General features: G+C 66.2%; 10 protein-coding genes. 7 read left to right on the forward strand and 3 right to left on the reverse strand.

The features are described from left to right. The first annotated feature begins 147 nt into the window (after nucleotides 1-147). Together OCW50_RS03935 and OCW50_RS03940 are read left to right on the forward strand one after the other, a co-directional pair. Complete coding sequence (locus OCW50_RS03935) at nucleotides 148-828, forward strand: GntR family transcriptional regulator (RefSeq protein WP_262270148.1); 681 nt, start codon at nucleotides 148-150, stop codon at nucleotides 826-828. Between the two features lie 124 nt (nucleotides 829-952). Beyond that, the gene (locus OCW50_RS03940) at nucleotides 953-1,954 is read left to right on the forward strand and encodes a Bug family tripartite tricarboxylate transporter substrate binding protein (RefSeq protein WP_262296512.1); all 1,002 of its coding nucleotides are present in this window, start codon (nucleotides 953-955) and stop codon (nucleotides 1,952-1,954) included. 44 nt (nucleotides 1,955-1,998) lie between these two features. Here the strand turns inward: OCW50_RS03940 and OCW50_RS03945 are convergent, their stop codons facing one another. Together OCW50_RS03945 and OCW50_RS03950 are read right to left on the reverse strand one after the other, a co-directional pair. Beyond that, on the reverse strand, nucleotides 1,999-6,300 hold the full coding sequence (locus OCW50_RS03945; protein WP_262296513.1) for a translocation/assembly module TamB domain-containing protein: 4,302 nt from the start codon (nucleotides 6,298-6,300) through the stop codon (nucleotides 1,999-2,001). Next, on the reverse strand, nucleotides 6,300-8,294 hold the full coding sequence (locus tag OCW50_RS03950) for an autotransporter assembly complex protein TamA (RefSeq protein WP_262296514.1): 1,995 nt from the start codon (nucleotides 8,292-8,294) through the stop codon (nucleotides 6,300-6,302). The genes OCW50_RS03945 and OCW50_RS03950 overlap by 1 nt, the downstream gene beginning before the upstream one ends. A 602-nt stretch (nucleotides 8,295-8,896) precedes the next feature. On the opposite strand from OCW50_RS03950, the gene coxB reads away from it, so the two are divergent. The 5 genes from coxB to OCW50_RS03975 are packed head-to-tail and all read left to right on the forward strand — an operon-like array spanning nucleotide 8,897 to nucleotide 13,318. Continuing rightward, on the forward strand, nucleotides 8,897-9,703 hold the full coding sequence (coxB, locus tag OCW50_RS03955; protein WP_262270152.1) for a cytochrome c oxidase subunit II: 807 nt from the start codon (nucleotides 8,897-8,899) through the stop codon (nucleotides 9,701-9,703). Nucleotides 9,704-9,763: 60 nt separating this feature from the next. Then, nucleotides 9,764-11,545, forward strand: coding sequence for a cytochrome c oxidase subunit I (gene ctaD / locus OCW50_RS03960; RefSeq protein ID WP_262296515.1), 1,782 nt, complete (start codon nucleotides 9,764-9,766; stop codon nucleotides 11,543-11,545). Continuing rightward, nucleotides 11,538-12,236 (forward strand): cytochrome c oxidase subunit 3, encoded by a 699-nt coding sequence (locus OCW50_RS03965; RefSeq protein ID WP_262296516.1) that lies wholly within the window; start codon nucleotides 11,538-11,540, stop codon nucleotides 12,234-12,236. Before ctaD ends, OCW50_RS03965 begins: the two co-directional genes overlap by 8 nt. 14 nt (nucleotides 12,237-12,250) lie before the next feature. Further along, on the forward strand, nucleotides 12,251-12,973 hold the full coding sequence (locus tag OCW50_RS03970) for a heme-copper oxidase subunit III family protein (RefSeq protein ID WP_262296517.1): 723 nt from the start codon (nucleotides 12,251-12,253) through the stop codon (nucleotides 12,971-12,973). A 9-nt stretch (nucleotides 12,974-12,982) separates the two neighbouring features. Then, the gene (locus tag OCW50_RS03975) at nucleotides 12,983-13,318 is read left to right on the forward strand and encodes a cytochrome C oxidase subunit IV family protein (RefSeq protein WP_262296518.1); all 336 of its coding nucleotides are present in this window, start codon (nucleotides 12,983-12,985) and stop codon (nucleotides 13,316-13,318) included. Nucleotides 13,319-13,528: 210 nt separating this feature from the next. Here the strand turns inward: OCW50_RS03975 and OCW50_RS03980 are convergent, their stop codons facing one another. Continuing rightward, the gene (locus OCW50_RS03980; RefSeq protein ID WP_262270157.1) at nucleotides 13,529-14,353 is read right to left on the reverse strand and encodes a DUF2189 domain-containing protein; all 825 of its coding nucleotides are present in this window, start codon (nucleotides 14,351-14,353) and stop codon (nucleotides 13,529-13,531) included. Nucleotides 14,354-14,364: the final 11 nt, after the last annotated feature.

Consider the following 14,364-nt stretch of genomic DNA (forward strand, 5'->3'; position numbering starts at 1 on the left):
AGCCTTCGGACGGCTTGTCCTCCGCCCCGGGCCCATGCGACCCATCGGGACGAGACCAGACGCCGCTTGCCGCGGCTTACCTGGTCGACCAATGTATGGTAGTATGCACTTATATGTTACGCAACCCGCCAAAAGAATGAGAGTGCCGTGAACACGACTTTTCCCGTCGGCCAGGGCTCAGCGGCCCAGCGCATCGAGAGCGAGTTGCGCCGCCTGATCATCGCCCTGGAGCTGCCCCCCGGAAGCCGTCTTTCCGAGCAGGACATCGCGGAGCGCCATGGGGTGTCGCGCCAGCCGGTGCGGGAGGCGCTGATCGGCCTGGCGCGCACCCGGCTGGTGGAGATCCAGCCGCAGCGCGGCACCACGGTCGTCAAGATTTCGGTGCGCAAGATGATGGAGGCCCGGTTCGTCCGGGAGGCCATCGAGACGGCCGTCGTGCGCCGCGCCTGCTCGTCCTTCGACCCGCAGAGCCGGGAGCGGATCGAGAACCTTCTCGAGATGCAGGAGCAGGCGGCCCGGCGGAACGACCACGACGCCTTCCAGCGTTACGACGAGCTGTTCCACATCGCCCTGGCCGAGGGCGCCGGCTGCCCGCTGGCCTGGGAGGCCGTTCAGGACATCAAGGCCCATATGGACCGGGTGTGCCAGCTGACGCTGCCGAGCCCGGAGGCCATGCTGCCCCTGATCGACCAGCACCGCGCCATCGTGACGGCCATCGACGGCCGCGACGAGGATGCCGCCGCCGAGGCCATGCGCCGGCATCTCACCGAGATCCTGCGCGCCCTGCCCCGGGTCGAAGCCGAGAACCCGGAGCTCTTCAGCGCCTGAGCCTCCTCGCCGGCGCCACGGAGGCGCGAAAGCCGTTGCCTCCCCCGGGACCTTGCGCTCTCATGGCGGGTGCCGCACCGGCATGTCCATGCGGCCAACGACATTCGATCTCCAGGGAGCCGCAATGCCATTCCCCTCCAGCCCCACGCGCCGGGTTCTGCTCGGCCTTGCCCTGAGTGCCTCCGCCTGTCTCGCCGCCGGATCCGCGCCCGCCCAGCTGGCCGCCTATCCGTCCCGGCCCGTGCGCCTGATCGTGCCGTTCACGCCAGGCGGCACCACGGACATCTTCGCCCGGCTCGTCGGTGAAAAGCTGTCCCAGTCCCTCGGGCAGCAATTCGTCATCGAGAACCGGGGCGGCGCGGGCGGCAATATCGGGACCGATGCGGTCGCCAAGGCCGATCCCGACGGCTACACGCTGGTGATGGGAACCGTCGGCACCCACGCCATCAATCCGAGCCTCTACGCCAAGATGCCCTATGACGCCCTCACGGATTTCGCCCCGGTCGCCTATGTGGCGGGCGTGCCGAACCTGATGGTGGTCAGCCCCAAGACCGTGAAGGCGACGAATGTCCAGGAATTCATCGCCGAGGCCAAGGCGGCGCCACGCAAGCTGACCATGGCGTCCTCGGGCAACGGCACCTCCATCCACCTGTCGGGCGAGCTCTTCAAGCAGATGACCGGGGTCGAGATGCCCCACGTTCCCTATCGCGGCAGCGGCCCGGCGGTGAACGACCTGATCGGCGGCCAGGTGGACGTGATGTTCGACAACCTGCCCTCCTCCATCGAGCAGGTCCGCGGCGGCAACCTGCGGGCGCTGGCGGTCACCTCGTCCAAGCGGTCGCCCGCCATACCGGACAAGCCGACCCTCGCCGAGGCGGGGCTGCCGGGCTTCGAGGCCTCGAGCTGGTTCGCCCTGTTCGCCCCGAAGGGCACGCCGCCCGAGATCACATCGAAGCTGAACCAGGAGGTCCGCAAGGCCCTGGAGACGCCGGAGCTGCAGAAGCGCTTCGCCGATCTCGGCGGCGAGATCCGGCCGATGAGCCCGGACGAGCTCATGGCCTATGTGAGGTCCGAGCACGAGAAATGGGCCAAGGTGGTGAAAACCTCGGGCGCCAAGGTCGACTGATCCTCGCGAACGGGAGGCGCCGGCGGCGCCTCTCCCTCACGGGCTCAATATTCCATCTCGAAGCCCAGCCCGACGGAGCTGCCGCCTTCGGCGTTGACCTCGCCCTGGGCCTTCAGGCGCCGCGTCAGGTCGATGTCGACCGTCACGCCGCTCTCGTTCGGCTGCGCGCCCGCTCTGACGCCGACCCGCACGTTGTCGCTGATGTAGCGCGAGACGCCCACGCCCGGGCCCCCGCCCGCCCCGACCGTGATGTCGAGGCTGTCGACCCCGAGCGACCGGCGCAGCTGCTCGAACGCGTCGTTGCCGGACCCGCCGGAGAGCTGCGCGACCGCCTGTGCGAGCTGCAGGGCCTGTCCGGCCGAGAGCCCGCCCGAGGGCCGCTGGAACAGGATGCGCGAGAGCACCTCGTCCTGCGGCAGATCGGGCTCGGAGCTGAAGGTGAATTGGGGGCTCGAGGCCGGTCCCGTGACGCCGATGCGCGCGGTGACGTCGCCGGCCTGCGTCTCGGCCAGGAAATCGAGCGACGGCGTGAGGTCGCCGGTGAAGTCCAGCCGCCCGCGGGTGAAATCGAGCCGCTGGCCCAGAAGGTCGAAGCGGCCGCGCCGGAGCTCGAAGGCCCCGATGGCGATGGGATCCTGGGTCGTGCCCTGGAGCCGCAGGTCGCCGCCGAGTTCGGCATTGATGCCGCGTCCGCGCACGAAGATGCGGTTCTGCGCCGTCAGCGTCAGGTCGAGCTCCGCCCGGAACGGCGTGCCGCGCGCGGACGCCGATTGCCGCCGCTTGGCGAGGGCCAGCCGGGCCGCGGCGGTCGGGGTCGGGCGCACGTGCCGGGTGCCGGGCAGCGGTCGCAGGGTGGTGGGCAGCCGATCGGGCACGGAGACGTTCATCGAGATGATGTTGATCCGTCCCGCGGCCCGCGGCCGGCTCAGGAGCGGCCCCGAAAGCGTCAGGTCCAGGTCGGCGCTCGCCTCTACGGTCTCGTTGGAGACGAGCTGGGCCCGGTTGCCGGTGATGCGGATGTCGCCCGGCAGCCCCGCGGCGGGATCCATGGCCACCTGGCCGCGGGCCGCCAGGGATCCGCCGGCCGGCGTCTGGGCCGTGAGGTTCTCGATGGAGAGCACCTTCCCGCGAGCGACGAAGCGCCCGGCGATGCCGTTGAGCTGGATGCCCTGGAGGGCGTCGACGAAGCTGCCGTTGGCCAGCGTGACGCTGCCCTCGATCCGCGGGTTCGAGAGCGCGCCGGCAATCGACAGGTCGAGATTGGCAGCTCCTGTCAGCCGCCGACCGGATGCGGACAGGAAGGAGTTCGCGATGGCGAGATCGGTGCGTCCCGACACCCTCAGCGCAAGCTCCTCGGACGGGCTCAGGGGGACGCTGCCCGAGACCTGCAGGGTTCCGCCTCGGCCGATGGCGATCCTCGCGTCGAGACCGGCGCGCTGGTCGGCGAGCCGCCCCTGTGCGTCGATGGTGAGCGCCGGCAGGCCGGCCCGGCGGGTCTCGGCCGTGGCGAGACCTGACACATTGACCCGGTAGGTTCCGGTCGGACTTGCCACCGTCCCGCCAATGGACGCATTGCCGTTGACCGTGCCGGCGAGGCCGAGATTGGGCACCACGATATCGGCGACCTGAAGCGGCAGGCTGCGGACGTCGACCGTCAGATCCAGCCTGTCCGCCACCGTGCCGTTCAGGGTGACCCGGCCCTGATCCGCCGCGATCACCAGGTTGGACAGGGTGACGGCGCCGTTCTGAAGCGTGATGGCGGCCGGCTGCGCCAGAGCCAGGCGCCGGCCGCCGCGACGGGCGCTGAAGCTCGCCAGCTCGATCCGTGTCGCGTCGCCGGGGATGAGACGGCCCTGCGTGTCGAGATCGAACCCTTGGCCCACGGCCGATGCCGTGAACTGCGAGGCCTGCGGCGTGCCGTTCGCCACGAAGCGCACGGTCCGGTAGGTCTGTCCGCCCGCCGTCAGAGCCTCGGTGGACACCGTCCCGTCGATCACCGGACGGCGATAGAGATCCTGGAGGGTGAGCCTGGCATCGAAGTCCCTCACCGATATGTCCGCCACGGCGAAGCGCGCGCCCCGCGCGGTCACTTGAGCGTTCTGACCGCCGTTGCCGACGTTGAGCGAGACCACGGCCTCGAGGGCGCCATCGAGCTTGGTCAGCGCGAGCGGCGAGAGATCGTCGAAGTTGCTTCCGGACAGCCTGACTTCGCCCTGCGCCAGATTGCCGGCACTCAGGGTGAGATTTCCGTTCAGCGCCACGGAGCCGATGTCGATGTCGAGCCGGTCGAGAAGCCATCCTCCGGCCTGTGGCCTTGTGAGATGCAGGGAGCCCGTCGCGGGCTTTCCGTCCACCTGTCCATCCAGCGTGAGCGCCGCGTCCAGGGCGCCCGTCACATCCTTGGCGTCAAGGCTGACGGCGAGGCTCGGCACGGACCGGTTGAGGGCCCGTATGTCAGTGAAGGTCGCGACCCCTTTCACGTCTGGCCGCTCAAGGGAGCCTGCGAGACGAGCCATGACGTTGGCCCGGCCGGCGGTGATCCGCGGATCCACCTGCTTGAGCTCGTCGATGGTCACGTCCAAACCCAGGTCGGCCGCCGACTGGGTGGCGCGCCCATCGATCCTGGCGTCGAGATGCGCCCCGTCGAGCCGGAGGTTCTCGAAGCCGAAGCCGTTGGGGATGCGCCGCACCGTGCCGGCAGCCGTGACTGTCCGCCCGAGAAGACCGTCGACCGACGGAACGCCAGTCGAAAGCTCCCGTAAACGCGCATCGACGACGGCTGCCATGTCGTAGCGGCGCGGGTTGCCGGACAACTGCGCGGTCAGCGTGGCCGATCCCTGGAGGGGCCGGCCCGCGAGGCCCGAGAAGGAAGACAGGGCCGGAACTCGGGCATCGACCTTGCCGTCGAGAACCGTGCTCCCGACCCGTCCGGAGAATCCGGCCTGGGCCGTGGATGTCTCGATGCGCGCCGTCTCCACATCGGCAACCCCGTCCAGACCGAAGGAACCGCGCGAGGTGACCGAAAGCGTCGGCCCCACCGCGCGGGCGAGCGCCCGGTCGACCGGCCGGATCCCCGCCGCGTTGGCGTCGATGGCGAAGGAGAACCGGTCGGGCGGCGAGACGCCTTCCACCGGGTTCATCGCGATACGGGCGGTCAGCGTGTCGAGCGCGCCTTCCGGCAGGCGGATCTCGGCGGCGTCGAGCGAGCCGTTGATGCGGGGAGCCGTCAACGGCCCCTGCACCGTGCCGTCGAAGTTGAGCCGGGCGATTTCCGCCTCTCCGGCGCGGGTCTTCGTGCCGTCGGTCGGCAGGGCACGGGCGTTGAGGGTCAGATCGAGAACCTGACCGGAGCTGACCGTTCCGGTCATGTCGAACCGGGCGACATTCGACGTGATGCGGACCGGCTGGAACCGCACGCTGCCGTCGTCGCCGACCGTGACGTTGCCGACCACCTCGGTGGTGCCGCTGAAGACCGGAGCGGCCGGTGCCGGCAGCAAGCCCTCGATGCGGGCCGCGAGATCCAGGTTCGCGTCGTAAGCCGCGTTTGTCCGTCTGACGGTCGCGGTCCCGGCGGCACCGATCGTCGGCCCGGCGGAGAAATCGAGCCGGGCGGCGAAGTCGCTCAAGGGCCCCTGCCCGGCGAGCTTCAGATCGACGGGTGGCAGTCCCGGCAGATCCATCAGCCGGGCGGCGATACCGCCGGCCGGTTCCTGATGCATGAGATTGAGAGCCAGTCGATTCGTCTGCGGCACGTAGGTGAGATCGATCGACATGCGACCGGGCGCATCGAGGCGCTGCGCCTCGAAGGTCAGGTCGAGTCCCTCGGAAGGGTTTCCGAGCTGGGCGGAGCCCGCCGCCGAGAGCCTCGCCTGCGTGCCGAGCACCGGCTGGCCGAGGCTGAGTTCCTGGAGAGCGAAACGATCCACGATCACCCGCACGGGCAAGTCGGGCAGGATCGGCTCGTCGGAAACGGGAGCATCCTCCTCGGCCGGCAGCGGTCTGCGCGCGATCTGAAGACGGTCGATGCTCAGCTCGTCGACCTGGAGGCGCCCGGTCAGGAGGGCCGTGCGGCTCCAAACGAGGCGGGCACGATCGAGGTTCAGCCACACGCCATCCCGATCGGCAATGCGCACGTCGCGGATGACCGCGTTCGACGAGAGCGCGCCCTCGATGCTGCCGATGGTGACCCGTGTGGTCGGCGTCGACAGAAGACGTGAAATCAGGTTGGCCAGAACGCCCTGGTCGCTCTGAGCCTGGCTGGGGCGTCCTCCGATCAGCCAGAAGGCCACGAAGGTGAGCGCGGCGACGATCGACAGGAGAGCGAGGGAGCGGATTGGCTTGATCATCAGAAGGCCTGCCCGATTCCGACATAGATGGCATAGGACGGATCGCCAGGCCCCGGATTGACCGGGATCGCGACATCCAGGCGGATGGGGCCGATGGCCGTATAGTAGCGCAGGCCCAGGCCCGCCGCGACACGGATGGTCTCGTCGAAGTCCGGGAAGCTCGACTCGAAGGCCGTGCCGGCATCCACGAAAGGAACGATGCCGATGGTATCGGTGATCTTGATGCGGGCCTCGAGCGAGGCCTCGAGGAGGCTGCGGCCGCCGATCGGCTCCCCGAGATAGGTCGGACCGAGAGTGCGGTAGCGGTAGCCACGCACCGAACCGCCGCCGCCGGCGTAGAAGCGCCGGTTGGCCGGGATCTCGTCGAGATCCGCGCCGACGATCGAGCCCAGGCCGATCCGGCCGGCGAGGATGTAGCGGGCCTCTTCGTCGAGAGAGAAATACGCCGAGGCCGTTCCCTTCGCGATGGTGATCGGCACCGTGGAGCCGAGGAATTCCGGGTACGGCGCGACCGAGGCGAGCACCCGCATGCCCCGGGTGGGATTGAGGAGGTTGTCGGTCGAATCGTAGCTGACGGACAACGGAAAGCCGACCAGGGTGTAGTCGATCTGTCCGAGGACGTCGGTGGCCTGCCCCTTCTCGTATTCGATTCCGCCCTGGATCGAGAAGGTGTCGCTGAAGCGGTGGCGGATGCCGGTGCTCGCATTCACGAGGCGGCTCGTATAGCCCTCCGTCCTGTCCCGCTCGACGAGGCCGTCGACCAGCCAGTCGTTGCGAGTCCCCCAGAGGGCGGGCTTGAGGAAGCTCGCGCGGAACCGTCCCCCGAGGTTGTCCCAGGTGAAATCCTGGTTCCGGTTCGGATCGCCCCCGTCCTCGGTGAGATAGAAGATGCTGCCCTCCAGCCGCAACCGCTCGGCGCCGCCGAACAGGTTGCGATGCGCCCAATAGGCCCGGACCGCAGGTCCGTCCGTGGTCGAATACTGAACCGATGCCCCGATGACCCGCAGCGGGCGCTCGGTCAGTTCCACGAAGAGAGGCAGGTTGCCATAGGCGTCGAGGGTCGTGCCCTCGCGGATGCGCACCGACGACAGGGCCTCGATCTGAGAGATCGACTTGCGCATGGATGCGAGTTCCGCGGGCGAGTACGGATCACCGGGCTCCGTGTAGATAAAGGAGCGAACCACCGCGGGATCGACATTCTCCGCTCCGCTGATCGAAATTTCCCCGATCCCGGCGCGGGGACCGGGCTCGACCGCGAGGGTCACATCCATGGCCGCGGCCGGATGGATCACCACGGGATCCTGCCGCTGGATCTTGGCGAAGGGACGCGATTGGGCGCGGAAATGATCGACGATCCGTGCTTCGGCGGCAACGATGTCGGCGGAGCGCGCCGGGTCTCCCGGCTTGATCTGCACGACCCTGGGCGGAAGCTCGCTCGGCGGGAAGGGACGTCCCGTCCTTGCGTCCACGACAGCGACTTCCCTCAGGGCGAATTGCGGCCCCGGATCGGCCACGATGTGGACCGGCACGAGAGCACGCGCGAGATAGCCCGAAGCCGCCCGGGTCGCCGCATCCGTCCGGGAGGCCTGCAGCATCAGCGGGACCCCGGCCACGGTGATCGTAACGCGGGCATTGTAATACCCGGCCCCCCAGAGCGCATCGATCAGGCGGGGCAGATCGGCCTCGGCGCGGCTGACCAGCGCAGCGGCATCGGGCGGGGGATCCGATTGCAGGCTCTGAAGGGTCGAGGCGTCCTTCAGCGTCTGCTTCAGGTCGCTGTTGTCGCCGCCCACGACGATATCGAGGGAGTAAGGCAGGGCCTGTGGGCTCGGCGGGGGCGGCGCGTCGCTCGTGCCGCGGAACCATCCGAAGAGATCAAGAGCGAAGGCAGGCGCGATCGGCAGGCTGCTGGACAGAACGCCTACGAGAACGGGGACTACGATCCGTCGTTTGTTACTCAGCCACCGCAATTGAGGCACGATCTCCCTGGCCAACTCGGATCTCTTCCCGGTCCACCAGCCCATCGCGCCCAGTTCGGCGTACGGTCCCGATCTGCCTAGTTGACCGGGAGGCACCTAATCACAGTTTCCCCAACGGCAAAACCCTGACGTTCCGATTTTGGAATGATAGTTGAGGAAAGGTCACAGGCGCCATCGAGGAAAATATACTTTCAATAGAAGATGCGGGTTATCCGAGATGGCTCGGGCTCGAATGGTCCTTCGCCTGTCGGCCGACAACATTCGTGGCTGACCGGAAGCCGGTTCACCTTCGCATCGTGCGATTGCGCCGAATGTGGCAAAAATGAGAACTGTTCGTCGACCACCGGGAAAATCGCGTAATTCTATCCTGTACTGTGGAGCGATAGCCAAGGCTCATTGACCCGGCGGATGACCCGGTGTAACTTTTTGACGGAGCTGCTGGCTAACATCAAGTTGCTCAGATGTAGAGCAGCTCGCCTACAGCTGGCTTTGCTTACGGTTTTGTTTCGGTTGAATTCTCTTGTGGAGTTTTCCGACCAAAATCCATGTAATCGCGTCGCGAAGTTATTGCCTTCTGCTTCAGATCCGAGGCCTCTTACGGCAAGGATGGGTGAAGAATGGCCGTAGCGCTCATACTGGTTCTGGTAGCCATCGGGTCGGTTGTATTCCACCTCGTCAGCCCCTGGTGGTGGACGCCGATCGCTTCGAACTGGCGCTACATCGACAGCACGATCATCATCACCTTCTGGATCACCGGAGCGGTCTTCGTCGCCGTTGTCCTGTTCATGGCCTATTGCATCTACCGGTTTCGCCATCAGAGCGACCGGCAGGCGCATTACGAGCCCGAGAACAAGCGTCTCGAATGGTGGCTGACCATTGTGACCGGGCTCGGCGTGGCCGCCATGCTGGCGCCGGGCCTGTTCGTCTGGAGGCAGTTCATCACCGTTCCGGACGACGCGACCGACATCGAGGTCTTCGGCCAGCAATGGCAGTGGAGCTTCCGCCTGCCGGGTGCGGATGGCCGCCTCGGCACCTCGGACACGCGCCTCATCAGCCCGGACAACCCGCTGGGGCTGAACAAGGACGATCCCAAATCGCACGACGACGTCGTCATCGAAGGCGGCGAGTTGCATCTGCCGGTGGGCAAGCCGGTGAAGGCGCTTTTGCGCTCCGCGGACGTCCTTCACGACTTCTATGTGCCGGAGTTCCGCGCGAAGATGGATATGGTGCCGGGCCAGATTTCCTACATCTGGTTCACGCCGACGCGAACCGGGGAATACGAGATCCTCTGCGCGGAACTCTGCGGCGTCGGACACCCGCAGATGCGCGGAAAGGTGATCGTTCAGGAAGCAAGCGATTATCAGGCATGGTTGCAGGATCAGGCGTCGCGAAACTTCGCGCGCCTCGTTCCCGCGGCCAACTGACGAGGCGGCCGCGCCTCGTCACGGGGAGAAGGAACGGTACTGATCGAGGAGAGCCTCCCGATGGTCGACATGCCACTTGGTCCTGCCGGAGTCGGCGTCCCGGCGGATGTCGAAGATGTCGAACTCTATCATCCCCATAGCTGGGTGACGAAATACGTCTTCAGCCAGGATGCGAAGGTCATCGCCATCCAGTATTCGTTCGTCGCGCTCTCGGTCGGGCTGATCGCGCTCGTGCTGTCGTGGCTGATGCGGTTGCAGCTCGGCTTCCCGGGCGTGTTCTCCTTCATCGATGCCAACGCCTATTACCAGTTCATCACCATGCACGGCATGATGATGGTGGTCTATGTGCTCACGGCCCTGTTCCTGGGCGGCTTCGGCAACTACCTCATCCCCCTGATGGTCGGCGCGCGCGACATGGTCTTTCCCTATGTCAACATGCTGAGCTTCTGGGTCTATCTGCTCGCCGTCCTGGTCCTGGTGGGGAGCTTCTTCGCGCCCGGCGGCCCGACCGGCGCAGGCTGGACGCTCTATCCTCCGCAGGCCATCCTCTCCGGCACGCCGGGCGGCCAGGAATGGGGCATCATCATGATGCTCGTCTCCCTGATGATCTTCATCATCGGATTCACCATGGGCGGTCTGAACTACGTGGTGACGGTTCTGCAGGCGCGGGCGCGCGGCATGACCCTGATGCGCATGCCTCTCACGGTGTGGGGGATCTTCACCGCGAGCTTCATGGCTCTTCTCGCCTTCCCGGCCCTTTTCGTCGGCGCCGTGATGATGCTCTTCGACAGGATCTTCGGGACCAGCTTCTTCATGCCGGCCATCGTCGAGATGGGTCAGCCCCTGGAACGCAACGGCGGCTCCCCCCTGCTCTTCCAGCACCTGTTCTGGTTCTTCGGCCATCCCGAAGTCTACATCGTCGCCCTGCCGGCCTTCGGCATCGTGTCGGACCTGATCAGCACCCATGCGCGGCGCAACATCTTCGGCTACCGCATGATGGTCTGGGCGCTGCTCGCCATCGGGGCGTTGAGCTTCGTGGTCTGGGCCCACCACATGTACGTGAGCGGCATGAACCCCTATTTCGGCTTCTTCTTCGCCACCACGACCCTGATCATCGCGGTGCCCACGGCGATCAAGGTCTACAACTGGATCCTCACGCTCTGGCGGGGCAACATCCACCTGACCGTCCCGATGCTGTTCGCCCTCGCGTTCATCGTCACCTTCGTGAACGGAGGCCTTACGGGCCTGTTTCTCGGCAACGTGGTGGTGGACGTCCCCCTGTCGGACACGATGTTCGTGGTCGCGCATTTCCACATGGTCATGGGCGTTGCCCCCATCCTGGTGATCTTCGGGGCGATCTATCACTGGTACCCGAAGGTGACCGGGCGCATGCTCGACGACACGCTCGGCAAGATCCACTTCTGGGTCACGTTCCTGGGAGCCTACGCGATCTTCTTTCCCATGCACTATCTCGGCCTGATGGGAATCCCGCGCCGGTATTACGAGCTGGGCGAGATGGCCTTCGTCCCGCCATCGGCCCATACCCTCAACGCCTTCATCACCATCGTGGCCCTGATCGTCGGCGCGACCCAGCTGGTCTTCGTGTTCAACCTGTTCTGGAGCCTGCGCCACGGACGGCCGTCCGGCGGCAACCCCTGGCGGGCCACCACCCTGGAATGGCAGACTCCCGAGACCCCGCCGCCCCACGGCAATTGGGGCAAGGACCTGCCCGTCGTGTATCGCTGGGCCTACGATTACAGCGTCCCTGGTGCCGATCAGGACTTCCTGCCGCAGAACCAGCCCGGGATCACCCGGGCAGCGCCGGGATCGCTCCATGGCTAGCATCCTGCTGTTCCTGGGCCTGCTCGCCGTCGTTGCCGCCTGGTGGCTCGCCCGCCAGGGCCTGGCTTCGAAGCCCTGGCTGGAACACGGAGCGACCGGCGCCTTGCCGGAAGCGGATCCGATCCCGCCGTCCAAGATCGGGCTCGGAATCTTCCTGGCGGTCGTCGGCTCCCTGTTCGCATTGTTCATCAGCGCCTATGCGATGCGCATGCAGCTGCCGGACTGGCGCGACGTGCCGATCCCAGGAATTCTGTGGCTCAACACGGCGATGCTCGCCCTGAGCAGCCTTGCGCTGCATGGGGCCGGGACGGCTGCCGGGCGGGACGACCTGCCTGGGCTCAGGGTCGGTCTGCTCGCCGCGGGCATTTCCGCCCTGGCGTTTCTCTCGGGCCAGCTCCTGGCCTGGCGGCAGCTGACCGGCGAAGGCTACCTTCTGGCCGCCAATCCGGCCAACGCCTTCTTCTATGTCCTGACCGGCGTCCACGGTCTTCATCTGCTCGGCGGACTGGTCGCTCTGGGAAGGACCATCGAGAGATCATGGCGCGAGACCGCCACCCGCTCCCTTCGGCTCTCCGTGGAGCTCTGCGCCACCTACTGGCACTTTCTGTTCCTCGCCTGGCTCGTCTTCCTGAGCGTGCTGACCGGCTGGGCGGGAGACTTTGTGGACATCTGTCGGCAATTGCTGACCTGAGAGGGGTTCTGCACATGGCGGAACAGGTTCTGACGGAGTTGAGGACGACCCACGCGGAGGCGACGGGGTTGCGCAGCATCGCGACCGACTTTTCCTCCGACCGGCAGGCCTTCCGGAACGTGTCCTGGGGCAAGGCCATGATGTGGATCTTCCTGCTCAGCGACACCTTCGTCTTCAGCTGCTTCCTGATCTCCTACATGACGGCCCGGATGTCGACGACCGTGCCGTGGCCCAATCCGAGCGAGGTGTTCGCCCTGACCATCGCAGGCAGATCCCTTCCCCTGATCCTGATCGCCATCATGACCTTCGTGCTGATCAGCAGCAGCGGAACCATGGCGATGGCCGTGAACTTCGGCTACCGGCGCGATCGCAAGAAGACGGCCGCCCTGATGCTGGTCACGGCTCTGCTCGGCGCGACCTTCGTGGGCATGCAGGCGTTCGAATGGACCAAGCTGATCCACGAAGGCGTCCGCCCCTGGGGCAACCCGTGGGGCGCGGCGCAGTTCGGCTCGTCGTTCTTCATGATCACCGGGTTCCACGGGACCCATGTGAGCATCGGCGTGCTGTTCCTGCTCGTCATCGCCCGGAAGGTCTGGCGCGGCGATTACGATCATGAGCGGCGGGGCTTCTTCACCAGCCGGAAGGGGCGCTACGAATCCGTCGAGATCATGGGACTCTACTGGCACTTCGTCGATCTGGTCTGGGTCTTCATCTTCGCCTTCTTCTATCTCTGGTGAGAATGCACCATGGCACATTCAGCAACCCACGCGCAGGGCCAGCAGCATCCGATCAAGCTCTACCTGATGGTCTGGGCCTGGCTGTTCATCCTGAGCGCCTGCTCCTATTTCGTGGACTATTTCCAGCTCCAGGGGCTGCTCAGGTATTCCCTCATCATCCTGTTCATGCTGCTGAAGGCGGGCCTGATCGTCGCCGTCTTCATGCACATGGCATGGGAGCGCCTGTCCCTCGTCTACGCCATCCTGGTGCCGATCAGCGCCGTCCTGGTATTCGTGGCCATCATGGTGCTCGAATCCGACTACACGCTCCTGTCCAGGATCGCATTCTTCGGACCAGGGCCCTGAACGGCGAAGGCGGCCCGCCGAGGGCCGCCTTCGGGACACTCCCTAGAGCATCGGACGGACCCAGAGGGCCGCGCCAGCGAAAAGTGGATCCGGGTTTCGCTGGCGCGGCCCGCGGGGGCCGTTCTGACCGATGCTCTCATCCAAGAAGAAAGCATCGGATGAATCCCAAAAGGGCAAGTCCACTTTTGGGTCCGATGCTTTAGACGTTCCTCACCTCACCGGGTGAGCATCGTCAGGATGCGGCGGCTCCACGACCCGGCGGTAGAGGTGCCACGTGGCGTGTCCCAGCACGGGCATCACGATGGCGAGTCCGACGAAGAGCGGGATCGACCCGATGAGGAGCGCGGCCGCCACGATGAGGCCCCACAAGGCCATGGTGAGCGGGTTCATCACCACCGCTTTGACCGACGTGTAGACGGCGACGGCAGCGCCGACGTCCCGGTCGAGGAGGAGCGGAAACGAGATCACACTGATGCTGAGCACGGCCACGGCGAAGACGAACCCGACGATGTTGCCCAGGACGATCAGGCGCATGCCCTCGGATGTCGTGAGCACCTGGCTGATGAGCTGCCCGAAGGATGCCGGCACCTCGTAGCCGAAGATCGATTGATAGAGGAGGCGCGCCGTCGTCAGCCACGTCAGGAAGATCGCCAGCAGCAGGACGCCGAGCGCGATGATCGACGGGATCGAGGGTGACTTCAGGACGTTGAACGCATCCTGCCAGGAGGTCGACAGGCCGAGTTCCCGCCTGCGGCTGATCTCGTAGAGGCCGATGCCGGCAATAGGGCCGATCAGCGCGAAGCCGGAGGCCAGGGGATAGAGGAGCGGCAGCGCATTGTTGCTGAAGGTGAGAGCGGCGAGGCAGACGCCGACGACAGGATAGATCAGCCCGAGAAACACCAGGTGTGACGGCATGGCCCAGAAGTCGTCGAACCCCTTCGCCAGGGCTTCCTTCAGATCGGCAGGCGTGATCCTTCTGACGACCGGATGTGCCGGAACCTCGCTTGCTCCGGCGACAATGTGAAAGTTGGCCATAATCGCTCCTC

This window comes from Microvirga sesbaniae, from assembly GCF_025460805.1.
In the GTDB taxonomy this organism is placed as follows: domain Bacteria; phylum Pseudomonadota; class Alphaproteobacteria; order Rhizobiales; family Beijerinckiaceae; genus Microvirga; species Microvirga sesbaniae.

Coding starts and splice junctions, on each gene's coding strand:
- OCW50_RS03940 (WP_262296512.1), top strand. CDS start 953: ATGCCATTCCCCTCCAGCCCCACGCGCCGGGTTCTGCTCGGCCTTGCC.
- OCW50_RS03945 (WP_262296513.1), bottom strand. CDS start 6,300: ATGATCAAGCCAATCCGCTCCCTCGCTCTCCTGTCGATCGTCGCCGCG.
- coxB (WP_262270152.1), top strand. CDS start 8,897: ATGGCCGTAGCGCTCATACTGGTTCTGGTAGCCATCGGGTCGGTTGTA.
- ctaD (WP_262296515.1), top strand. CDS start 9,764: ATGGTCGACATGCCACTTGGTCCTGCCGGAGTCGGCGTCCCGGCGGAT.
- OCW50_RS03965 (WP_262296516.1), top strand. CDS start 11,538: ATGGCTAGCATCCTGCTGTTCCTGGGCCTGCTCGCCGTCGTTGCCGCC.
- OCW50_RS03970 (WP_262296517.1), top strand. CDS start 12,251: ATGGCGGAACAGGTTCTGACGGAGTTGAGGACGACCCACGCGGAGGCG.
- OCW50_RS03975 (WP_262296518.1), top strand. CDS start 12,983: ATGGCACATTCAGCAACCCACGCGCAGGGCCAGCAGCATCCGATCAAG.
- OCW50_RS03980 (WP_262270157.1), bottom strand. CDS start 14,353: ATGGCCAACTTTCACATTGTCGCCGGAGCAAGCGAGGTTCCGGCACAT.